The sequence below is a fragment of the Bacillus sp. HU-1818 genome (assembly GCF_022695965.1).
Taxonomy (GTDB): domain Bacteria; phylum Bacillota; class Bacilli; order Bacillales; family Bacillaceae; genus Bacillus; species Bacillus atrophaeus.
The window spans coordinates 556,352-578,204 of record NZ_JAAPBE010000003.1 but is presented as its reverse complement, the minus strand read 5'-3'; the positions used below and the strand labels follow the sequence as shown (position 1 = coordinate 578,204).

General features: G+C 45.4%; 27 protein-coding genes and 1 pseudogene. 10 read left to right on the top strand and 18 right to left on the bottom strand.

The window, feature by feature from the left end; genetic code table 11:
* Positions 1-13: 13 nt before the first annotated feature.
* Positions 14-1,000, bottom strand: a complete 987-nt coding sequence (locus GXP75_RS13515) for a type I asparaginase (RefSeq protein WP_061670053.1) — start codon at positions 998-1,000, stop codon at positions 14-16.
* 190 nt (positions 1,001-1,190) lie between these two features.
* Here GXP75_RS13515 and GXP75_RS13510 point away from each other — a divergent pair, with 190 nt between their 5' ends.
* Complete coding sequence (locus tag GXP75_RS13510) at positions 1,191-1,544, top strand: helix-turn-helix domain-containing protein (RefSeq protein ID WP_010789122.1); 354 nt, start codon at positions 1,191-1,193, stop codon at positions 1,542-1,544.
* 54 nt (positions 1,545-1,598) lie between these two features.
* Here GXP75_RS13510 and GXP75_RS13505 read toward each other — a convergent pair whose 3' ends face one another.
* Both GXP75_RS13505 and GXP75_RS13500 read right to left on the bottom strand, forming a co-directional pair.
* Positions 1,599-2,762, bottom strand: a complete 1,164-nt coding sequence (locus tag GXP75_RS13505; RefSeq protein ID WP_061572912.1) for a TIGR00375 family protein — start codon at positions 2,760-2,762, stop codon at positions 1,599-1,601.
* A complete protein-coding gene (locus GXP75_RS13500; protein WP_214918632.1) occupies positions 2,759-3,316 on the bottom strand; it encodes an NUDIX hydrolase in 558 nt (185 codons plus the stop codon). Before GXP75_RS13500 ends, GXP75_RS13505 begins: the two co-directional genes overlap by 4 nt.
* A 72-nt stretch (positions 3,317-3,388) precedes the next feature.
* Here GXP75_RS13500 and mciZ point away from each other — a divergent pair, with 72 nt between their 5' ends.
* Complete coding sequence (gene mciZ, locus GXP75_RS13495; RefSeq protein ID WP_003325554.1) at positions 3,389-3,511, top strand: Z-ring formation inhibitor MciZ; 123 nt, start codon at positions 3,389-3,391, stop codon at positions 3,509-3,511.
* Positions 3,512-3,573: 62 nt separating this feature from the next.
* Positions 3,574-4,494 carry an aldo/keto reductase gene (locus GXP75_RS13490; protein WP_242557016.1) on the top strand — a complete coding sequence of 307 codons (921 nt, stop codon included), beginning with the start codon at positions 3,574-3,576 and terminating at the stop codon, positions 4,492-4,494.
* A gap of 35 nt (positions 4,495-4,529) precedes the next feature.
* On the opposite strand, the gene GXP75_RS13485 is transcribed toward GXP75_RS13490, so the two are convergent.
* Positions 4,530-4,757: a YqkE family protein gene (locus tag GXP75_RS13485; RefSeq protein ID WP_242557015.1), complete on the bottom strand. Its 228-nt coding sequence runs from the start codon at positions 4,755-4,757 to the stop codon at positions 4,530-4,532.
* Positions 4,758-4,951: 194 nt separating this feature from the next.
* On the opposite strand from GXP75_RS13485, the gene GXP75_RS13480 reads away from it, so the two are divergent.
* A complete protein-coding gene (locus GXP75_RS13480; RefSeq protein WP_242557014.1) occupies positions 4,952-5,863 on the top strand; it encodes an alpha/beta hydrolase in 912 nt (303 codons plus the stop codon).
* A gap of 44 nt (positions 5,864-5,907) precedes the next feature.
* Here GXP75_RS13480 and GXP75_RS13475 read toward each other — a convergent pair whose 3' ends face one another.
* The 7 genes from GXP75_RS13475 to GXP75_RS13445 form a co-directional block, all read right to left on the bottom strand.
* Complete coding sequence (locus GXP75_RS13475) at positions 5,908-6,147, bottom strand: DUF2552 family protein (RefSeq protein ID WP_003325550.1); 240 nt, start codon at positions 6,145-6,147, stop codon at positions 5,908-5,910.
* A gap of 14 nt (positions 6,148-6,161) precedes the next feature.
* A complete protein-coding gene (locus GXP75_RS13470) occupies positions 6,162-6,485 on the bottom strand; it encodes an iron-sulfur cluster biosynthesis family protein (RefSeq protein ID WP_061572907.1) in 324 nt (107 codons plus the stop codon).
* 77 nt (positions 6,486-6,562) lie between these two features.
* A complete protein-coding gene (locus GXP75_RS13465) occupies positions 6,563-7,522 on the bottom strand; it encodes a GNAT family N-acetyltransferase (protein WP_214918620.1) in 960 nt (319 codons plus the stop codon).
* Positions 7,519-7,863, bottom strand: coding sequence for an antibiotic biosynthesis monooxygenase family protein (locus tag GXP75_RS13460; RefSeq protein ID WP_061572905.1), 345 nt, complete (start codon positions 7,861-7,863; stop codon positions 7,519-7,521). The genes GXP75_RS13465 and GXP75_RS13460 overlap by 4 nt, the downstream gene beginning before the upstream one ends.
* Positions 7,860-8,348 (bottom strand): GNAT family N-acetyltransferase, encoded by a 489-nt coding sequence (locus GXP75_RS13455; RefSeq protein ID WP_061572904.1) that lies wholly within the window; start codon positions 8,346-8,348, stop codon positions 7,860-7,862. Before GXP75_RS13455 ends, GXP75_RS13460 begins: the two co-directional genes overlap by 4 nt.
* 276 nt (positions 8,349-8,624) lie before the next feature.
* Complete coding sequence (locus GXP75_RS13450) at positions 8,625-8,969, bottom strand: YolD-like family protein (RefSeq protein WP_061572903.1); 345 nt, start codon at positions 8,967-8,969, stop codon at positions 8,625-8,627.
* Positions 8,966-10,204 carry a DNA polymerase IV gene (locus GXP75_RS13445; RefSeq protein WP_088117527.1) on the bottom strand — a complete coding sequence of 413 codons (1,239 nt, stop codon included), beginning with the start codon at positions 10,202-10,204 and terminating at the stop codon, positions 8,966-8,968. Before GXP75_RS13445 ends, GXP75_RS13450 begins: the two co-directional genes overlap by 4 nt.
* A gap of 167 nt (positions 10,205-10,371) precedes the next feature.
* Between GXP75_RS13445 and GXP75_RS13440 the strand changes: the two genes are divergently transcribed.
* Positions 10,372-10,578, top strand: a complete 207-nt coding sequence (locus GXP75_RS13440) for a YqzH family protein (RefSeq protein WP_061572901.1) — start codon at positions 10,372-10,374, stop codon at positions 10,576-10,578.
* Between the two features lie 78 nt (positions 10,579-10,656).
* Positions 10,657-11,751, top strand: a complete 1,095-nt coding sequence (locus GXP75_RS13435; protein WP_214918617.1) for an AI-2E family transporter — start codon at positions 10,657-10,659, stop codon at positions 11,749-11,751.
* A 386-nt stretch (positions 11,752-12,137) separates the two neighbouring features.
* On the opposite strand, the gene GXP75_RS13430 is transcribed toward GXP75_RS13435, so the two are convergent.
* Complete coding sequence (locus GXP75_RS13430) at positions 12,138-12,314, bottom strand: MBL fold metallo-hydrolase (RefSeq protein ID WP_242557013.1); 177 nt, start codon at positions 12,312-12,314, stop codon at positions 12,138-12,140.
* A 193-nt stretch (positions 12,315-12,507) separates the two neighbouring features.
* Here GXP75_RS13430 and GXP75_RS13425 point away from each other — a divergent pair.
* Positions 12,508-12,864: pseudogene (locus GXP75_RS13425) on the top strand (MDR family MFS transporter); the annotation flags it as partial.
* Positions 12,865-12,878: 14 nt separating this feature from the next.
* Positions 12,879-13,046 (top strand): hypothetical protein, encoded by a 168-nt coding sequence (locus tag GXP75_RS13420; protein ID WP_242557012.1) that lies wholly within the window; start codon positions 12,879-12,881, stop codon positions 13,044-13,046.
* On the opposite strand, the gene GXP75_RS13415 is transcribed toward GXP75_RS13420, so the two are convergent.
* The 5 genes from GXP75_RS13415 to GXP75_RS13395 form a co-directional block, all read right to left on the bottom strand.
* Complete coding sequence (locus GXP75_RS13415) at positions 13,041-13,427, bottom strand: VOC family protein (protein WP_242557159.1); 387 nt, start codon at positions 13,425-13,427, stop codon at positions 13,041-13,043. The two genes, GXP75_RS13420 and GXP75_RS13415, sit on opposite strands and share 6 nt — an antisense overlap.
* 27 nt (positions 13,428-13,454) lie before the next feature.
* Positions 13,455-14,414 (bottom strand): type I pantothenate kinase, encoded by a 960-nt coding sequence (gene coaA, locus GXP75_RS13410; protein WP_061572895.1) that lies wholly within the window; start codon positions 14,412-14,414, stop codon positions 13,455-13,457.
* 84 nt (positions 14,415-14,498) lie between these two features.
* The gene (gene dsdA / locus GXP75_RS13405) at positions 14,499-15,851 is read right to left on the bottom strand and encodes a D-serine ammonia-lyase (RefSeq protein WP_242557011.1); all 1,353 of its coding nucleotides are present in this window, start codon (positions 15,849-15,851) and stop codon (positions 14,499-14,501) included.
* Positions 15,852-15,912: 61 nt separating this feature from the next.
* Positions 15,913-16,692 (bottom strand): SDR family NAD(P)-dependent oxidoreductase, encoded by a 780-nt coding sequence (locus GXP75_RS13400; protein ID WP_242557010.1) that lies wholly within the window; start codon positions 16,690-16,692, stop codon positions 15,913-15,915.
* Positions 16,693-16,706: 14 nt separating this feature from the next.
* Complete coding sequence (locus GXP75_RS13395; RefSeq protein WP_242557009.1) at positions 16,707-17,660, bottom strand: MBL fold metallo-hydrolase; 954 nt, start codon at positions 17,658-17,660, stop codon at positions 16,707-16,709.
* 418 nt (positions 17,661-18,078) lie between these two features.
* Here GXP75_RS13395 and proC point away from each other — a divergent pair, with 418 nt between their 5' ends.
* Positions 18,079-18,912, top strand: coding sequence for a pyrroline-5-carboxylate reductase (gene proC / locus GXP75_RS13390; protein WP_242557008.1), 834 nt, complete (start codon positions 18,079-18,081; stop codon positions 18,910-18,912).
* Between the two features lie 90 nt (positions 18,913-19,002).
* On the opposite strand, the gene GXP75_RS13385 is transcribed toward proC, so the two are convergent.
* The gene (locus GXP75_RS13385) at positions 19,003-20,619 is read right to left on the bottom strand and encodes a M20/M25/M40 family metallo-hydrolase (protein WP_242557007.1); all 1,617 of its coding nucleotides are present in this window, start codon (positions 20,617-20,619) and stop codon (positions 19,003-19,005) included.
* A gap of 175 nt (positions 20,620-20,794) precedes the next feature.
* On the opposite strand from GXP75_RS13385, the gene namA reads away from it, so the two are divergent.
* A complete protein-coding gene (gene namA, locus GXP75_RS13380; protein WP_003325529.1) occupies positions 20,795-21,811 on the top strand; it encodes an NADPH dehydrogenase NamA in 1,017 nt (338 codons plus the stop codon).
* Positions 21,812-21,853 lie beyond the last annotated feature (42 nt).

The following is a 21,853-nucleotide window of genomic DNA, read 5'->3' as shown; positions in this document are numbered from 1 at the left end:
ATTTTGAGAACGTTTACAATACGACATCATCGGCGATCGGTGTTTCCATGATCTTTTTCACTTCCACCAGATCAGAGGATTTACCCAGGGCCCACATTAATTTCGGCACGATCGCTTCGGTGTTCATATTTCTTGAACGGATGATTAAATCTTGGTTCACTCTCCGCCCGACTTCATATATGCTCATATCCTCGCCCTCTTCCAAACATTGAGTCGTAATCACAACAACGATTCCGCTCTCAATCAGTTCGTTTATCTTGGTGAGGAGGTCTCTTTCTTCAAATGGAATGCCACCGCTTCCATAACTCTCAATGACAATGCCTTTGTACATGCTTTTCAGCGCGTCCAGCATTTCCGGTTTTAAGCCCGGGTGCAGCTTAAGCAGGCAAACATCCGTGCACAAAGACGTATCAACTGCAAACGGCTCTCGCTCCGGGGTCATTTGTTTATTGTATTCAATGCCGTCTTCATTGATAAAAGCGATGTACGGATAATTGATGCTTTCGAAGGCATCATAGCTTTTCGTTCTTAATTTAATCGCTCGGGTTCCTTGAATGACTCTGCCGTCAAATACAACGTAAACGCCGCCTACGCCTTCACAGGCAAACCGGATCGCATCGGTGATATTTTTTTTAGCATCTGTTTTCTTAAACGTGATAGGTATTTGCGATCCCGTAATCACGATCGGCTTCGTTGCGTGCTGCAGCATATATGACAATGCAGCAGACGTATAGGCCATTGTATCCGTTCCGTGAGTAATAACAAACCCGTCATACGCTTCGTAATTTTCTTCCACCGCCTTGGCGATTTTCACCCAATATTCAGGCTGCATATTGGTGCTGTCTAAATTCATTAACGATTGAGTTTCCATCGTGTAATCGTTATCAAGCTGTGAGACATAACTTAATAATTCATCCGCTTTGACAGCGGGTGCAAGTCCATTTTCTCCTTCAACTGAAGCAATTGTTCCTCCTGTTGTCAACAACAGCAATTTTTTCATAACCTACACCTCTTCAACTAAAAATGACTGTATCTTAAGATGATTTGCGAGAAAACATTCGCTTTCCGCATACTTTTAATGCAATTATAGACACGGAAAATGAAATTAGCAAGTAAATATTATTCGATTCGCGTACACTTCTTCAGACCTATATGATATAATCAGCTCAGTGAAAAGGAGCGGAAGATACATGAATCTAGATCGTTTAACAGAATTAAGAAAAAAGAAAAATTGGTCTCTTCAATATACGGCTGACCGGCTCGGCATCGCCAAAAGCACATACGCCGGATATGAATCAGGATACCGTCGTCCTTCTCTTGAAGCTCTGGCACTATTAGCCGATCTCTTCAATACCACATGCGACGATTTGCTGGGCCGCACCGAGCCAAAAAAACAGTCTGCGCCTTCATCAATCGAATTGACAGAGTTGAGCAGCCTGAATCTTAACATGACCGTTGACGGAAAACCTCTGACTGAAGAAGAGATTATTCAGTTGATCGCTTTTATTCGGGCGAAGAAAAAGATAGAAGAAGAGCTTATCTAAAACGGCAGTACATGCCTTCTTTGAGTATGTCTATTTTTGCGTGCAGCCGTTCCCCTATGCTTTTACTCTTCCGTACGCGCCTCCCCCTCCTGCCTCAACGTTCAGCTTTCCAGATCTTGCTTTTACAATTAAAGCTGCGGTTTTAGGAGATACCACCTTAGCCAATTGCTCTTCGCTTGCCTGATGGAGAATCGACATTTCCGTTCCGAAGGCGCTCTTTAGTTTTTCCAGCGTTTTCGGTCCGACCCCCGGGACAAATTGCAGCGGAATTTGATGAACATACGGCGGACGCATAGTAAGATTTTCCGGCTGGTCACTCAGCTCACTGAGCCTTTCACTGACGCCTTTTGTAAATCTTCTTCCTCCGCATGACGCGCACGATTCTCCCTCTTTTACAGCAGGAGCCCCGCACGCTTCGCAAGCAGTTCGATAATATTTTCCAAGCAATGGATTTAACCCGTAATTGGCCGCAATCCCTCTGTTTTCCCGGCCTTTTAAAGCCAACGCAAATTCTGAAAAATTCGCTTCAGACATGATCAATTTATTATATTCTCTCCCGATTTTTCCTAAAGAATGTGCATCAGAATTTGTCAGAAATGAATAGTTATTCAGCTCGGATACCTGCGATGCCATATACGAATCACAGCTTAATCCAAGCTCAACTGCATCAATCAGCTCAGGATCGAAGATTTCAGCCAATGAGATTTTAACGCCTTTTCCGTACAAACTTTTGTGCGGCGTAAAAATATGGGCGGGAATAAATAATCCGCCCAATTCCTTTACTTTTCTCTGGAGATTCAGCCCCGTTTCATATATTCGCTGTGAGCTGAGATGAATATTTTTGAGCCGGGCAGAAAGCCACACAGAAAACTCTTTCATCTTGGCGATTGTCGGCAAAAAGGCAAGTACATGAACAGGGCCTTTGCAAGACTCATCGTATATTTCCAATTCACTTCCTAATAAAAGCGTGGTGCGGCGATATCGGATCCCGCCTTCCTCAAGCTCTCGATATCTGCCCGAAGAAATGCCCTCTTCAAGCTCAAGAATCACTTCCGGTGAATGGCAGTCAATAATCCCTAAAAGCTCGATTCCTTTAGATTCACTGGCTTCAATTAAAATGTTGTCAAGTGTCAGTGTTTTTGCGCCGGTTATTTTTACGGCCCGGCCAGTGAAGGTTCTGCCGATATGGATGTGTAAGTCAGCATATATGTTTTTCATTTTTGTGCTTGCTGCGCCTCTTTCAGCTGAAGGTATTGGATGGCATAAGCTGTTTTCGCATCATACACCTCGCGTGTTTCCACCAGCTTCAATGCGTCTTCAAGCGTCACCTCCATTACTTCTACAAATTCGTCCTCATCCAGCTCCCTTTTCTCTTCAAGTACAGACAGATCTTCAGCGAGAAACAAATGCACGATTTCATCCGCAAAGCCCGGCGAGGTATAAAACGCGGTGATTTTGGTCAATTTTTTTGCTGTATAACCTGTTTCTTCTTCAAGTTCTCTTAACGCGGTATATTCAGGTTCTTCTCCTTTTTCAAGCTTTCCGGCCGGTATCTCGACGATCGTGCGCTCGAGCGGCTTTCTGTACTGGTTAACCAAAATGATTTTATTGCTGTCTGTAACAGCTAATACCGCAACCGCTCCCGGATGCTTGACGATTTCCCGTTTGCTGGTTTTTCCGTTTGGAAGCTCCACATCCTCCACATAAAGATCTATGACCTTGCCTGAAAAAAGCTTTTCTTTTCCGATGGTTTTTTCTTCTAAATGTTTCATATTTTCATCTCCCGTTCTGTCTCTCTATCATACCCCATACATTTTATCATACATGCAAAAGGAGGTCCTTTGATGAGAGTTTATCGCCTGCAAAATGGTATCGTTTTAGTCGGAAAAGCGCGGGAGGTGCGGGCAAAGCTGAGGGAATGCGGACAAACATTCCGGTATGTGAGAGAGTTGATATCCAGAGCTTAAAAGTTGAAAACTCCGCTCCTTTATATTACGGTCATTAAAAAAGACGAAAAGGAAGTGGAACCATGAAGAAACGGAAACTAGGCGCTTCTGATTTGGCAGTAAGCGAAGTCGGGCTCGGCTGCATGTCACTCGGAACGGAGAAAAACAAAGCCTTGTCCCTCCTCGATGAAGCAATCGAGCTTGGCATTAATTATCTGGACACCGCTGACCTTTATGATTTCGGCCGTAATGAAGAAATCGTCGGTGAAGCGATTCAAAACAGGCGCCATGATATTATTTTGGCAACAAAAGCGGGAAACCGCTGGGAAGAGGGAAAAGAAGGCTGGCATTGGGACCCTTCAAAAGCCTACATAAAAGAAGCCGTCAAAAAGAGCTTAACGCGGCTGAAAACTGACTATATCGACTTGTATCAGCTTCACGGCGGCACGATGGAAGACAATATAGATGAGACAATCGAAGCGTTTGAGGAGCTAAAGCAAGAAGGCGTCATCCGCTATTACGGGATTTCATCCATTCGGCCCAACGTGATTAAAGAATATGTACGAAAGTCAAACATCACCAGCATTATGATGCAATTCAGCTTATTGGACAGACGTCCTGAGGAGTGGCTGTCTCTTTTAGAAGAACATCAAATCAGCGTGGTCGCAAGAGGGCCGCTTGCCAAAGGGCTGCTGACCGAAAAACCGCTTGAAAAAGCCGGAGACCGCGTAAAGCAAAACGGTTATTTAACTTATTCTTATGATGAATTGGCACACGTTCGAAAGTCTGTTTCCGACATCGCTCCTGATCTCAGCATGACAGAACTGTCGCTGCAATACTTGTTGGCGCAGCCCGCTGTCGCATCGGTTATCGCGGGAGCAAGCAAGATTGAACAGCTGAAAGAAAACATCAAGGCTGCAGGCGCCCGGAGCTTGAGCGGACAAGAAATCAAAGCACTCCAATTCCATACGAAACGGAATATTTACGAAGCTCATCGCTCATAAACAAATAAAACCGGCACCTGAAACTCGGTGCCGGTTTATTTTTTATACTGATGCCAGTCGAGATTGCTTTCATTCAGCAGCTCTTCAAAGCTTTTATTCTTTTCAATTTCTTTTCTTTTTCTGATCTGCTCCGCTTTTTCTCTTTCTTGTTTCCTCTCATCCTCTGCCTTCAGCTCACTTTTCATTTGTTGAAGTTTTGCTTTGATATCGGATTGAAGATCGTCTTGTAAGCGGTGTTTTTCTGCTGATTTTTGTTTTTTCATCCTTGCTCCCCCATTTTCTTTGTGGTGTCAGTTTATCATGCGGGATGGAGAGTGAACAAGTGTGACGTTTATGATATCTTTCCAATGTTAAAAATGGATGCTGACAAATGAAAAACGCTCCTTTTAAAGGATTTTTTGATCATTTGTCATACTATTTAAGATATAATGCTGTTGTCTTGGAAAGGAGCGGACACATGAAAAAGTGGCTGACTGCCATCGGAGCCGCAGTTGGAATTATCGCAGCTATCGGCATATGCTTTACAAATATCATCATGTTCATGAAGAAAAAAACAGATGAAGAGATTATTAAAAGAGAGACGGAGGACGGGCATGACGTTTTTGAAGCGTTTGACCGCATGGAGAAAACGGCTTTTGTCATCCCGTCTTCCTATGGGTACGATCTAAAAGGCTATTATATCTCGCCCCACGATACACAAAATACAATGATCATTTGCCACGGTGTGACAATGAATTTGTTTAATTCACTTAAATACATGCACTTGTTTCTTGATTTAGGATGGAATGTCCTGGTTTATGATCACCGCCGGCACGGCCAGAGCGGCGGCAAAACGACGAGCTATGGTTATTACGAAAAGGATGATTTGAAAGAGGTGGTTTCCTGGCTGAGAGAGAGGGTCGGGCAGCGGGGATTGGTCGGAATTCACGGGGAATCCATGGGAGCAGTCACCGCACTTTTGTATGCGGGCGCCCATCCTGATGATGGCGCTGATTTTTATATCGCCGATTGTCCGTTCGCAAGCTTTGATGAACAGCTGGCCTATAGGCTAAAAATGGAGTACCGGCTGCCGGCGCGGCCGATTCTTCCCCTCGCTAATCTGTTTTTGCGGTGGAGAGACGGCTACCGCACACGCGATGTGTCACCGCTCTCAGTCATTGGACGCATACCACAGCCGGTCCTGTTTATTCACAGTAAAGACGATGATTATATCCCCGCTGAAGCGAGCGAGCTTCTTTATAAAAAGAAAAACGGACCGAAATCGTTATATATCGCGGAAGCCGGAGAGCATGCCATGTCCTATACGAAAAACCGTGAAAGTTACCGCAATGCCGTGAAAACGTTTTTGGACCGTGTTGCTAAACCATAATATTAAAAAAAGCGAAAGAACACTGCAGTTCTTTCGCTTTCTCATTATAAAACGTCTGTAATTCCGTCCATGTTCTCGCCAATCCAGTTGATGGCAAGATCAATCGTTGTGAACTCCTGTGTGTCAAAAGTCATCTCGTCCTGTAGAAGCCATACATCTTTTTGGATGGATTCTGCTCCTCCGATCGACCAATGCAGCAGGCTGTACGGGTGATTTTTATTCAGGAAGGATACCCACGTTTTATGCTGAGCTGTTTGTTTAATTGATTTCAGCTTTTGATCCACGTTTTGCTGTCTCCCTACTTTACTAATATGCTCATTCTTGGGCTTAGCATTTGCGCCGGGCTTTTCAGCGCCAGCGTATTGGCTTTTTCATTGTAATCTATCGTCATTTGATCGTCAAAAAACACTTTTTGCGATGATTGAATATACAATGGGACTCCATTTGTTTCGAGCTGTTCACATTCGCCTGTCAACTGTTCCGAAAGCCATATTGTAGGCACGCCGCTGACTGCGCAGCCGCAGCCTTCAGCATCAAAACGGAGCTGTGCTTTTTTGCCCGGGTTGGCAACTATCGCTTGCTGCAGCGTTTGTTTTGCCGTATCTGTCAAATGAATTTGCATCAGATTGATCCCCCGTTTTTGTTATTTTCGCTATTGTAGCACACAATACGGCTGTCTGCATTGTTTGCGCCTCCGGCTTAGTTTTTCCAGCGGTTCGCTTTTTCTTCTGTATCCTTGATCCACTCATTTTTCCCTTCTATATATGGTTTGATGTCATCCGGATATCTTGCAGCCAGCTGTTTTTTTAGCGTTGCGTATTCAGCCGCCTTTTCAGGATGGGCGATGAGGTAGTCCCTGAATAACGTATGCCTCACGATTTCCCTATTTCCATTTTCATAAATATGAACGTGGTGTGTGCGCTTGTTCCCGCCTTTTCGAAAAAAACACCTTCCTTTCAGGCCGTTTTCCCCTTTCGCTTCATAGCCAAGCGCCTCCATTTGCAAGTTATATTGATTTATCGCCTCAATATCTTTTACTTCTATCAGTATATCTATCACCGGCTTTGCGCTCATTCCGGGGATGGACGTGCTTCCGATGTGGCTGATTGCAATGATTTCAGGACCAAGGATATGCTCAAGCTGTATCTTTTCCTTTGCGAACATGCGCTTCCACTCTTCTCGATATGGAACGACCTCCACTTTCCTTTTCGGATATAATTGAAAGACGGACAAAAAAATCCCCTCTGCCGCTTTGATCCTTGCCGCCTTTGTAAATCCCGCTTTTGTATACAGCGATATCGCCGGGGTATTGTTTTCAGCGGTTGTGACTTCTATTTTTTCGGCATCTTCATTTTCTGCGATCACAAATTTCGTCAAGGCTTGTCCGATTCCTTTTCTGAAGCCGTCCGGATGTACCGCCAGCCTGCAAATGGTCAGCTCGCCGGCATTCCTTTCATAGGAAATCACGCCGAGGAGCCTCTCTCGTTCTTTATAGCCGGCAAACCGCTCTTGTGATTTGATGATATCGATTGCTTTCTCTTTCAATGCGGGAATGCCGAAAAAACCGATCAGTTCCGCTTCTTTTCGATAAGCCTCCTGCTGAAGCGCCGCGATCTCCTGTGCAATTGGTTCATGGCTGTGCCAAAGATATTCAATCAATTTTTTGTCTCCTTCGGTTGAAATAAGCGCTGCGTTTCCACTTTTGTCACACGAACCGCGTACGCTTCATACCAAACGCTTTTCCCTTTTTCTTTTGCCGATTGATGCTCGGTATGGATTTTCCAGTTTTGGATCGCCTCCAGACTATCCCAATAGGAAACCGTAATCCCGTTTCCGTTATCCTCCCGAACGCTCTCCACGCCTAAAAAACCAGGCTGGTTCTCCGCAAGTAACATCATATGTTCTGCCGTTTTCTCATATTCGATATCGTATTCTCGTTTTATCGAAGTAAAAATCACGGCATAGTAAGGAGGTGTAGGTGTTTGAGATAGAAAAGTCATAGATTCTCCCCCTCCTGAATCTGTTTTACAAACAGCACCCGGTCTTGGCCGGGCCCGTTGTAGTCCGCAAAAACTGAGATCCCGTTCACTGTTTTATCGCCTTTCTCAATTGTAAAGCCCAATCTGGCGTGATAAGCGACGGATACTTTGTTTACAGGCGATGTCACGCACTTTACTTGGGTGCAGCCTCTCTTTTTGACCGTTTCAATAAAAACCTCGTATAATTGTTTTCCAATTTGCATTTTTCTGAAATCTGGATGGACACCTGAGAAATGGATGTATGCGGTTTTCGGATCTGACTGTGATTGAAATCCAATTAAAAACCCGGTCATCGCTCCGTTTTCATACGTGATAAAACTTGTGTCCTGAAAATGTTCAAAAAATAATCTGGGCAGCTTCTCTTTCAGCTGTCTTCCGCCCCACCATTCATTTATTACAGACGTAACCATTTCATAATCTGAAGACGTGATTGTCCGTATATCCATTTCGATTTGATCTCCCTCCGTCTGGCAAAAACGAATGTCATTCTCTTATGCGATATAAAAATTATATTTTGCCTGAGTGCAATTGTAAATGGATTCTTTCTGTTACTATACGTTTTCAGACAGCCAAAGGAACTATGTACACGTGTGCGGATAGAAAAAATAAAATAAAAAAAATCAGCCCAAACAGCTGTCTGCGACTGATTTTCCTTTTATTCCTACACTCTTCTCATAGATCAAGCCCGCAGAATGATCTGTTGCCTGCGCTCTTTTTTCAGCTCAAACAGATAGAGAAATATCGAGCACATGCTCAAGCTTTAATCTATGCGGCTGATCAGCGGCTCCCTTTATCCATAGCATATTTTGCAGTTCCTCATAACGGCAGATTTTCCCGCTGTAATAGATAAGCGCTCCGTCTTCGAAGTAGCTGACCATTACCTCCTGCGCATATTCCATCGCCTCACAGACCGTCTGATTCATCTCTTCCAGCTTATCAGGGTCAAGGATCGGCTTCTTCAGCTTCTGTTTATGGCGTTTTCTCGCCAGCAGACTTTCTTTATGTTCCGGCAAAAACATTCGGCTTCCTTCCCATAATAAGTTGCCTCTTTTTAAATGATCGCTCATTTGTAATGCCCTCCTATTTTAGCCGCGCGTTCAAACGCCTGTCCCGCGGCTGTTAACGATGAGGCTCTGACAATCGCTGTGTCGCCGAACCTGCTTTTAATGCCGTCCATTACGTAGCCGAGGCTCATGTTCTTCGCATAGTCATGAAACAAATTGAGCTGCCATACGTCATCAGAAGAGAGCTGAGAAAGACTGACGCCGAGGCGGCGCACAGGTTTCCCATCCCAAAACGCAAGAAACAATCTGCATACCGCCCGGTACACATCCTGTGTGCGGTTGGTCGGCTCAGACAGCTTCACTTGCCGGTGAAAGCCCGTCGGAATATCAAAATCAGCGCCCCGGCAGCTCACCGACACCGTCTGCCCCATCGCCCCTGATCTTCTGCTTCGCCTGCACACCTCTTCACATAGCTCCAGCAGCACGACCTTAATCTCCCTGTCAAAATGTTCGTAGTCTTTCGGGAGCGTCATTCCATGTCCGATCGCTTTTTGGCCATCCAAAGACGCAGTCGTCACGGGCGAATAGTCAATGCCGTTTGCGGTCATCCACAGCACGTGTCCGTTAATGCCCCACTTCTTTTTTAAAAGCTCCACCGGAAAGGCCGCAAGCCCGCCGATGGTGCTGATCCCCATCCGGCGTAAATGATGCTTCATCCGGCTTCCGACGCCAAACAAGCAGCCGACAGGGAGAGGCCACATATGTGTTTTCATATTGTTTTCAGTTAAATAAAATATCCCGCTGGCATTCTTTTTTGCAAAGTTGTCACAGGCGATTTTCGCGAGAGCTTTATTCGGTCCGATGCCAACCCGCGCATAAACCCCCATCTCCCGCATCACTCTGTCTTGAATGCTTCTGGCTATATCCTCCGGCCGTCCAAACAGCTTCTGGCTGCCAGTGACGTCCATAAACTGCTCATCAATGGAATAAGGCTCGACCATATCTGTGTATTCCTCGAGAATCGCGGTAATTTGCAAAGACACATCAATATAACGCTGCATGCGGGGACGAAGCACCACAGCCTCGGGGCACTTTTCCTGGGCTTCCCAAAGCCGCGAAGCATTGGCGACCCCCTTTTTCTTTGCAAGAGGACAAGCAGCCAGCACCACCCCGCTCCTTCTCTTCGGATCACCGGAAACAATAACCGGCCGATTCTTCAAATGGGGATTCTCCGCTTTTTCCACGGATGCATAAAACGATTGCATATCAACGAGAAAAATCACTTTTTCTTTCATCATATACACCTCTAAAAAGAACTTATGTTCGCTCTTGCTATTATATGCGAAAATACGTTCGGTTTATACTGGTAAATGATTCTTGCCTGACAGAAACTATGATCTGACGGTTTGAGAGCGGCAAAACATTTAGTAGAATAAAAGCAACAATAAAGATGGGAGAAGAAACAATGGATAAATTCCTGGAAAAAATGTTAGGACAGGCGCTTCGCCAATATGGCCGGAATGTCGCCACGGACCCGTTAAGCCCGTATGAAAAACAGAGCTTGAAGGCCGCCTTGAAAGAAAGACAAAACGAAGAGCCTGATGAGGATCTGCATGCGCATATAGAGGATGTTATTTATGACTATGTCACAAATCAAGGGCTATTTTCCTGATAAACGTTTATACGGCACACAGAATGGGAATGGAACGCAGGAGGAATGTTTCAAATCTTTTGATTGCGTGGTGTGCCTATGCCTGTCGGTAAATATTTTAAAATCGGATATGGGATTCTTTTGTTGTTTCTCATCATCTATCTCGGAACGTTGATTGACTTTTTGTTCCGTCCCTTCATTATTTTCTGCCAAACCTTATTCGGGCCGATTATACTGTCGGGTGTGCTTTACTATTTGTTTCGTCCGCTCGTTAAACTGCTGCATACAAAAGCCAAACTGCCAAAGGGTATCGCGATCTTGCTGATCTATTTAACCGCCGGCGGACTCTTTACCCTCTTCATTTATACAGCAGGACCTGAGATTCAGAAACAGTTCAACAGCTTTGTCAGCAACTTCCCGAAACTGCTTGATCAGGCAAGGGATTGGAGTGAAACCATACAGCACAACAAGTGGTTTTCCCGCCTGCAAGAGCAAAGTTCGCTTAATCAAATCACAGATAAAGTCACAAACTACTCTAACAGCTTCATCTCTTCGCTGGGAGACAACATAAAAAGTATGGCAGGAGCTGTGACCAATGCGGTCATTACCATTGTCATAATTCCTTTTGTGCTGTATTACATGTTAAAAGAGGGCGAAAAAGCGCCCCGGTACTTGTTGCATTTTCTCCCTAAAAAACAGCAAAAAGAAGGAAAACGGATTCTCGAAGACATGGATCAGACGCTCAGCGCTTACATACAGGGTCAGATTATCGTCAGCTGCTGTGTCGGCGTTCTTGTGACAATCGGTTATTTTATCATCGGATTGGATTACCCGCTAATGCTGGGTGTTGTCGCCATGGTGACCAATGTCATCCCGTTTATCGGCCCGTGGATCGGCACGTTTCCCGGCGTTGTTGTCGGTCTGTTTGATTCGCCGACAACCGCCGTACTGGTCATCGTGGTCGTTGTCATCGCCCAGCAAATTGAAAGTCAAATCATTTCCCCGCAGGTAATGGGACGGAAGCTTTCGATCCATCCGCTGACCATTATTTTTCTCTTGCTCGCCGTCGGAAATTTTGCAGGCATTGTCGGCATGCTGCTGGCGATACCGGGGTATGCTGTCGCCAAGGTGATCGTGAGTCATATATGGAGACTTGTGCTGCTGAGAAAAAAACATACAGATCACTCTTCATAAAACAACAGAGATGTTTTCACATCTCTGTTGTTCCTTGCAGCTCTTTTATCCGCTGATGCAGGCTTTCTTGAAAAACACCGCCATGATAACAAACCACCGGACTTATGTCATAGTCTGAAAATTTCCCAAAGATAGTAAAGCCTGATCCATATCCAATGTCGCCCCTCCAACAGGCCAGTGTAAAGCGCCATCAGTCTTAACCAATGCATCTGCGGCAATGAGAAGTTTCTTTTCCTCCACATAAAGGCTGACCTTGTATAAAAATCACGCGGCCGCCGCAAAACGGAAGCAATGGCCCATCCTCTATGGTTTCCTGCACCTTTATCTTCGAAGGGTTTTATACAGTTGCCTTATTTCCTCCGGAAGAGATGCTGCTTTCTCCTTGGTCATACGGCTGATATCGGTTTTAATAAGCGGAACCCCCCTTCTATATAAAGGCATTCCAACTCATGGGCATAGATTGTAATGTCGTGTCCGGCCTTCTGGGTAAAAGCAGGCGCTCCTCCGATGTGATCTATATCCTGATGGGTCAAAACCACCGCCTTTAAATTTTCAAACGGCATTCCGATTTCTTTCAGCGAAGGTCAATACATCTATAGAGAATTGTTTTTAGAATCGCTGTTGGATAAGGAAAATTTTTCATGTGTGATAAAGAAAGAACGCGTACAGGAGAGAACAGCAGATGGACCATCATTATCAGGACCATTTTCGGCAGAATGGCAACATCAATGAGCATCCCTTTCAGCAATCTACTTAACACTTGTTATCATCATTATTACCTTTACAATTGGGGAAGTGCTTTTGTTTTCTATGAAGGATTTGTTCGCAGACCAGCTCGCAAAGCCTGAATTGAAAGGCACTTATTTTGGAGCAATAGGCTTTTCACAGCTGGGAAATGTAATAAGCCCTTGGGCAGGAGGCATATGTATTGATGTATTTAGACCGGGCAGACCCGGCTTCATTTTTTCTATTCTTGCCGGCATCACGCTGATCGGACTGCCGTTTTTAGCATTTGCATACCGGCAGCTGACGGCCGGAACCGCTCAAGCTCGGCCTGGATTGAATAACCGCTGTAAAATACTCGGGAGCGATGAAAACCCCCTCTCCCTTTAAAAGGAGGCAAGCAAATGAATATCGGAGACTTAATCTTTCAATTGGTGCCATTATTATTATTAACAGTGATCATTTTTGCAACTGTTGCAGGTCTAAGAACTCTGAAAAAACGTAAAGCACAGTTAGAACGAATTGAAAAAAAGCTGGATACGCTCAGTAAAGAGGAAAAACAGAATTTATAGACCCGGAGCAACCAGCTCGATCTTTATCCGGTCCGGGTCCTCTGCGTATACGGCATAATGCGCGCCGCCGCCCGCATACGGATGCCTGTCTCTGTATAACACATGATAACCTCTTTCCAACAGCTTTTCTGTCATCATATCAACTTGCTCTCTTGATTCAGCATGAAAAGCCAGATGATTCAGGCCGATCCGGCGTCTGTGAAATCCTTGCTCCAGGAATCGTTCTTCTGTTTGCACAAACACCAGATAAAAATCGTCCTTTTTCCAGCTGATGCCGGAGTCCCACTTTTGGAATGGTTCATAGCCAAGCTCACCTAAAAACCATCCCCAAAATCGCTTTGAGGCTTCCAAATCTGAGACATACAATTCAATATGATGTATCACTTGTCTCACCCCCAAGCTCTTTCTTCACACTCTTCTGACTAAAACTTCTTCCACCTTATGCCGATCTCCTTTTCGCAGAATCAGATCCGAGCGGAATTTTGTCGGCAAAATGTTTTCATATAAATTAGGGCGGTTGACGCTTTCCCAGATTGAAGTCGCCATCTCGTCCGCTTCCTTGTCAGAGAGGTCTTTAAATTTATGAAAATAGGACGCCGGATTTTGAAACGCCGTTTCCCTGAGAAGCCGGAAGCGCTCCAGGTACCATGTAAGAATGCGGTGTTCTTCAGCATCGACATAAATGGAAAAATCAAAGAAATCAGAAACAAAAATACGGGGATCCTCTCTGTCATCTTCCAATGTCGGAGACTGAAGAACATTAATGCCTTCAATAATGACAATATCAGCCTGCTCCACAACTTCAAAGACGCCTTCCTCCCTGTCATAGGTAAGGTGGGAATACACCGGCGCCTCCACCCTGTCTTTTCCTGACTTGAGATTATTTAAAAATTCAAGCAGCGCTTTTACGTCATAGCTGTCGGGAAATCCTTTTCTGGACAGCAGATTTCTTTTTTTCAGCTCCGCCGTAGGGAACAAAAAGCCGTCGGTTGTCACAAGACTCACCTTGGGGCGGTCAGGCAAACGCGAAAGCAGCTTCTGTAAAATTCTCGCTGTCGTGCTTTTCCCGACTGCGACGCTGCCGGCAATTCCGATAATAAACGGGATCTTGGCCGAATGCGGGTGCTTTAAAAAAACATTCACATGCTTATTTCGCCGAGCGGCAGATGCAACATGTAAATGAAGCAGGCGGACAAGCGGAATATAAATCGTTTCAACCTCTTCTACCGATAAATGATCATTCAGCCCCTCCACCGCCTTGGCTTCCGCTTCAGAAACCGCTATTGACAGGTGGCCGCCAAACCCCGACCAAGACGTGCGGTCATGCTGCGTGTATAAGGTATGTAAATTAAGTTCTTTCTTTTTCAATATTCACACCAATCTCTCTATATAGCTTCCGTTACTAAACTCATACCTACAAAGATTGTAACGGAAAACGCTCTCACTGTCTGCTCATTTTTTGGAATTTATCAATGCAGACCCGATACGATGATACGTTTCCATTTCTCCACGGGGAACCATACTGCCTCCGGTGCCCCAAATGATATGCACGGCGTTTTTCATTTTAGATTGCAATTGATTGGCTTGAAGATAACGCTCCCCCTCTTCTGTTGTAAATAGCTGAACAGGTCCGAACATCCCGGCTAGCGCCGAGGGTTCTAAATACTTGTTTTCAGAATCGGCCAGCATATGCAGTAACTCATACAGCGTGTTATCTTCTGCGGTATAGCATCCGCTCAGCAGCGGCTCCATCATTTTTCCTGCAAATCCAGATGGTCTTCCCACCGCAAGGCCGTCCGCAGCTGTCTCATTGTCAAGTCCGATATCCTGTACGCATATGCCGTCATGAAGACCTGAATATAGCCCTAACAGCATACACGGTGAATGAGTCGGCTCGCCGAAAAACACATGAACATTCTCGCCGTACAAAAGCTTCAGCCCATACGCCACTCCGCCAGGTCCCCCTCCGACTCCGCAGGGCAGATACACAAACAAGGGATGATCAGTATCCGGGTTTATCTTCAAATGGTCTAATTGTTTCTTTAAACGGCTAGCAGCAGCCGCATAGCCTAAAAACAGCTGGCGGGAGTGTTCATCATCAACAAAATAACAGTAAGGATCCTGTTCCGCCTGCAGACGGCCTTCTTTGACGGCTTCACTGTAGTCAGATTCATATTCCGCTACTGTAACCCCTTTTTCTCGAAGCAAGTTCTTCTTCCACTGTTTTGCGTCGGCTGACATATGAACTGTAACGCGGAATCCAAGTTTCGCGCCGATAATTCCGATGCTTAAACCCAGGTTTCCGGTTGAACCGACTGCGATTGAATAGCGGGAGAAAAGGGCTTTAAATCGTTCTTCATTCAAGATGCTATAATCGTCCGCAATTGAAAGCATTCCCTCTTGAAGAGCTAAATCTTCAGCGTGCTTCAGCACTTCATAGATGCCCCCTCTCGCTTTAATGGAACCAGATATGGGGAGGTCATGATCACATTTCAACAGCATTTTGCCATGAAGCGATGTGTTGTATGTATTCTCCAGCTGACTCTTCATGTGCTGGATTTCCGTCAAAGGCGATTCAATAATGCCTTTAGCATCCCTTGTCTCCGGAAACACAGCTGCAATGTATGGTGCAAATCGCTGCATTCTCTTCTCAGCTTGGACTACCTCCTCTTCCCACCTCATACGGTCCGGCGCAAAGACATCGGTTTTTTTAGGATTTGACCAAAAGACCGGACGCGTTTTAACGAGCTTTTGGATCAGCGGATCTTGACGGAGTGAGTCCAATGCTCTCTGACTTTTAGACATGTAAAACATCTCTCCCTTTTTTCTAGTATAAAACCAGCCTAAGATTTAGCTGAGACTTTATCTACTTCTTCATCATAGCCCGCCCGGCCAGCTTTTCCACTAGCGAAGGGAATAGCTGATACAGTTTTGTGCCGGCGTTCATCCAGCGCGGGAGGTTGATTTCGCGCTTTCCGGTCAGGATGGCTGCCGTGATTTGGGCTGCGACATCATCAGGATCAAGCATCCACTTCCTCACATTTTTCACATAGTCCCCGCCCTTATCGGCAATCGAGAAGAAGTCTGTTTCAATGGGCCCCGGATTCACGGTTGTCACATATATGCCGGTTTCCGCCAGCTCCATTCTCAATGCGTTTGAATAACCTAAGACGGCGTGTTTGGTTGCCGAGTAAAGGCTAGATTTCGGTGTTGCCAGCTTTCCGGCTTGAGATGCGATATTGATGATATGGCCGCTTTTTTGCTCGAGCATCCCTGGAAGAACCGCTTTTGTGCAGGCAATCAGGCCAAAGACGTTCACTTCAAACATCTGCTTCATGTCATCCAGTGATGAGTCCGAAACCGTGTCAAATACGCCAAACCCCGCATTGTTAATCAAGACATCAACAGAACCAATCCTGCGATGCACACTGGCGATCTCATCAAGGCTTCCTACATCCAGCGGAAAGATATCACACAGCCCGCTCCATTCTTCCGCTATTTTTCTTTTGATCTCTTGCAAACGGTCCTCCCGTCTCGCCGATAGCAAGACGCGGGCTCCCTCGGCGGCGCATAAATAAGCAATTCGTTCGCCGAGACCGCCAGAAGCACCGGTAATCCATATACGCTTTCCTGCTAACTTCTTCATATTAAATCCACCTCTTATACGGCTTTAAAATATTGAGTCGCTCCGTCCCGCTCTGTTGTAATTCTTTTATTGTGCGTTAAGACATCCAGTTGTCCGACGGTTTCTGACATCGTTAAAAACAATTCTTTTTGATAGAACTCCGGAAATAGCCGCTGGCAGATTTGAAAAGCGGTATGCGGCCTTTCAGACAGCATGCGCCACACGTCCTCCGTCCGCTTCCGCTGTTTATCCAGGCGTTTCGTAATAAGTGTTTGTACATTTTTGACGGCATCTCCATGGCCGGGATACATGATGGCAGGATTTAAGTCATACAGCCGTTTTAATGAATGCTGATAGTCTAATAAAGGCGCCGTTCTTTTGCTTCCCGTTTTTGGCGCTTCGATAATCGGATTAGATGAGCTGTTTTGCAACAGCAGGTCCCCTCCAATCATTCTTCCTTCCTGTTCGTGGAACAGAACGATATGTGATTCCGCATGGCCGGGCATCTCTAAGACCGTCCATCCTTTTAATCCGTCAATTTCCATTCCTTCTCCGACTGTTTTTGTCAAAGAACGCGTACAGGAAAATTTGTACGCAGACCGGAGGAGCCTTTCTGCCTGTTTATGTTCTAGCGGTGCGCCTAATTCAGAGAACAGCTGTTGAAAATAGGTTCCTTGCCACTCAAAAAATGCTTTATCTCGACTGATATAAGGTTGATTATAAGCATGTCCGATCAACCCTGTTTGGTCAGAGAATAGATCAAGGAGCCCTGCGTGATCCGCGTGGTGATGGGTAAGCACCACCTGCTCAATATCTGATATCGCTACACCTTGAGCTGCAAGCTGATGCTCAAGAGCAGAAGCCGCCTCTTTTGTTTTCGGCCCGGCATCTATGAGCGTCAGCGCCTCGCCTTTTACTAAATAAACGATCACATCACCGACTGCAAATGGCGTCGGCACGCAGATCGGAATAATCTCTGTAGTTGCCATCTTTAAACTCCTTGTCTAAGTCTGTTTCTATTGTTATTCATATTTTAGCTTTTTCTCTCTTCGGTGTCATTCATGCTTTCTCTTTAAGCCTCCCTTTTTTAAAAAGTTATTGACATAAACTTGTCCTCCATTGCATAATGAACAACAAACTAAAATACGAACATGGAACGCTATGACGAGGAATAGTATACAAACAATGGCCAAAGAGAGCGATGATCCTCAGGCTGAAAGATATCGCGGCCCTCTTGTTTGCAGAACCTGCCCTTAGAGCGGTTAGGAAAACCTAAACGTTTCCCGCGTTACGGGATATGAGCTGAGCACATCTTTGTGCTAATTTAGGGTGGTACCGCGAACCTTTTCGTCCTTTACTTGACGAAAAGGTTTTTTGTGTTTCCGGATAGAATGAAGGAGGATTCAAATGAAAACAATTGGATTTATAGGGGCCGGCTCTATGGCTGAAGCAATGATCAACGGCTTATTGAAGAGCGGAATGATGAAACCCGATCACATACTCGTTACCAACAGGTCAAATGAAGCGCGGCTGAAGGAATTAAAAGACACATACGGCGTGCTGCCGTGCAGAGATAAAACTGCTTTTTTTGAGAAAACGGATATCATCGTCCTTGCGATAAAGCCGAAAGATGCAGCAAAAAGCATCGCCGGCATTCGTTCTCATATCAAAAATCAACTTGTTATATCAGTGCTTGCCGGCATTACAATTGAGACTATCCAGTGTTATTTTGAAAGAAATCTGACCGTCATACGGGCAATGCCAAATACATCCGCGGCAATCGGAAAATCGGCAACCGCGTTTTCCGCAAGCCCTGAAGCAGGCGCGGACGCGATCAAAACTGCAAAAACGTTGTTAGAAACGATCGGTGAGGCGTCTCTCGTGGAAGAAAAGCACATGGATGCAGTAACGGCGATTGCGGGAAGCGGCCCTGCGTACCTTTATCATTATGCAGAGGCAATGGAGACGGCGGCACATAAAGTCGGCCTTGAGGAAGGCTTTGCAAAGCGATTGATTCTGCAAACGATGGCCGGCGCCATAGAAATGCTTCAACAAAGCGGAAAACAGCCAGCACAGCTGAGAACGGAGATTACAAGCGCAGGCGGCACAACAGAAGCCGGACTGCGCGTCTTAAAGGAACGGTGTTTTGAAGACGCCATTGTTCACTGCATTGAAGAAACGGCCAAACGGTCCAGGGAAATAAAAGAAGAGTTTGCGGCCACTGTTTTAAAGCATATGTAATCAAAAAGCATGAGCGAATAACCGTTCATGCTTTTTTTGATAAGCAGTAAAATATATACAGGTGAAAAGCCGTATATCCCATGGTAAAACTTATTTATGGCTTTTTAATAAAGCTGTAATGGTAAATGAAAGCAGGTCAGGAAGAACCTCAAATGAGTACGGCATATTCAGCCTTTCTGTCCACTTATGGGGGTCTTTCCCTGCCGGACCGACATTCAGCACAGGCACAAACAAAGCTTGTTCTTTGCCTGACGGAAGTGAATATCCTCTGTTATACAGCGGCATATTGCTTGTATAAGCACCAACCTCCTGCTTTTCAAGCTGAAGGTAGCTTAAATCAGAGAGTCCCGGAAAATACTGAACTTCTTTTAAGCGAAGTCCGTGTTTTTCACCCGCATAATCTGTAAGCTGTTCTACCGCTGTTTTTATGATCCGGTCTTCCTTTGAGGTGACTGCGGGATAAAATGGCGGGCTATAGAACAAAACAATCAGCGGGGCGTCTTCCTTACATAGTGCGGCAAGTTCAGATACAATTTTTGTTGAAAAATCCCGGTCGCCGAGGCTCCCTTTGTTAGCAAATGTATAGTTCAGCACCCGTTCTGCCTCCGAGCTTCCGACACGCTGCCTGGCACGATCCAGAAGTTCTTCAAAGGTCAGGACAGAAACATTTCGGTCAATCGGCTGAAACGATTCGAACCGCTGAAAATCAAGTGTTTTATGCTGGATATTGGCCGCTATATTAATAGCTGCTTTTTTTGCGGTATCAAGCAGCATCCGGTGAAGCTCACTGGCAGAGCGCTTCATCGTCAGCACATTAAATAAAGTGACAGCGGTATGAGGCGTCTGGACTGAATAGGCTTCCTTCAAATCCTTTTGCATTAAATTGGCCGGCGGCGGTGTAATCTCCCCGTCAGCCTCTTCGCAATAACTGACATTCAGTTCAAGAAGACGGTTAATTTCAGAAACCATCAAATTGGCATTCAAGCCTGAAAATGGCTCTCCGACATGCGTTTCAATTCCTTTGCAAAAAAATCCCGCCAGTACTTTCCCGATGCTCCCAGAGTATATATATTGGTTTGAATCACCGGGGAATTTTTCAAACATCGGTTCACAATTTACACAAGCGGTATAGCGCAAACCATGTTTTTTTTTCCACTCTTTTAATACCGGAACGGCTTCAAGCATGCCTTGGGAATTCACTTCCTCGTCCGGCACCGTCACAAGCAGAAGATTACCGTCAAATTGGCCCTCCATTGCCCTCTCAAGCATGGAAAGCTGAACAGTGAGGCCGGCCTTCATGTCCATCGCGCCTCTCCCAAACAGCCAATCCCCGCTCTCTGCGTCCTGCCTCACATGCTCAGGCAGCAAATCTTTTTTCTCTAGAAAAGAGTCCAGAAGTTCATTCGGCTTGCATGCCATATGTTTGAATTCCCCATAGTCTTCAATGTCTACAACATCAAAATGGCTCAGCAGCAGGACGGCCTGCGCTATGTCCTCTTTCTTCACTAGCGCCGTCAAAAAGTATCTTCCGTCATTCATCGGATGGAGAGTAAGATGCTCGGGATTCCTTTCAAAATAGGGTCTGTCTTTTAATAAGTAATAAAGATATTCAGCGAGGGCTACCTCTCCCGTTGAACCGGTAATACTGTCGTACTGAACGAGAGAAACTAAAAGTTCCCGCAATTCTTCCTTCGTCTGCCAATTCATAAGACATCTGCTCCTCATATGTATAAAATCATTTAAGTTCTTCAAAATAAAAAGAATTCCCTGTCTATTATACAGAAAATTCTAATATTCGTAACGCGTTTGAGCAGTTTATATGACGGGAAAGAAATGACTTGTTATAATCAATCTCTAAAAACATATCGGGAGGCGAAAGATATTGAGCAGAAAATTATTTACTCCGTGGAGTGTAAAAGATGTAACCATAAAAAACCGGATTGTGATGTCTCCAATGTGCATGTACTCCTCTCATAATAAAGATGGGAAACTGCAGCCGTTCCACATGGCCCATTACATAACCCGCGCAATCGGACAGGTGGGGCTGATTATCGTTGAAGCGACAGCCGTTACCCCTCAAGGCCGGATTTCAGATCAAGATTTGGGAATCTGGAGCGATGATCATATCGAAGAGCTTTCAAAGCTGACAGAACAGGTGAAAGCCCAAGGTTCAAAAATCGGCATTCAGCTCGCGCACGCCGGCCGAAAAGCTGAGCTTGAAGGAGATATTTACGCTCCGTCAGCCATTGCGTTTGATGAACATTCAAACACGCCGGTTGAAATGACAGAGGAAAAAATCAAAGAGACGATTCAGGAGTTTAAACAGGCTGCTGTCCGCGCAAAAGAAGCCGGCTTTGATATTATTGAATTGCATGCAGCGCACGGATACTTAATTCATGAGTTCTTATCTCCGCTTTCCAATCATCGCACTGATGAATACGGCGGTTCACCGGAAAATCGCTACCGCTTTTTAAGAGAAACAATTGATGAAGTCAAACAAGTATGGGACGGTCCTTTATTTGTTCGCGTTTCTGCTTCTGACTACACACCAAAAGGGTTAGACATCGCGGATCACATCGGGTTTGCCAAATGGATGAAGGAGCAGGGCGTCGATCTAATCGATTGCAGCTCAGGAGCTCTTGTTCATGCCGATATTAACGTGTTCCCCGGCTACCAGGTGAGTTTCGCCGATAAGATCCGCGAACAGGCTGACATACCGACCGGGGCGGTAGGAATGATTACAAATGGTTTAGCAGCTGAAGAAATTTTGCAAAACGGCCGCGCTGATCTTATTTTTATTGCCAGAGAGCTTTTGCGGGACCCATTTTTCGCAAGAACCGCTGCTCAACAGCTGAATACAAACATCCCGGCGCCCGTACAATACGATAGAGCGTGGTAACACCAACTCCCCCGAGATATCCGCGGAAACACCGCCGGATAT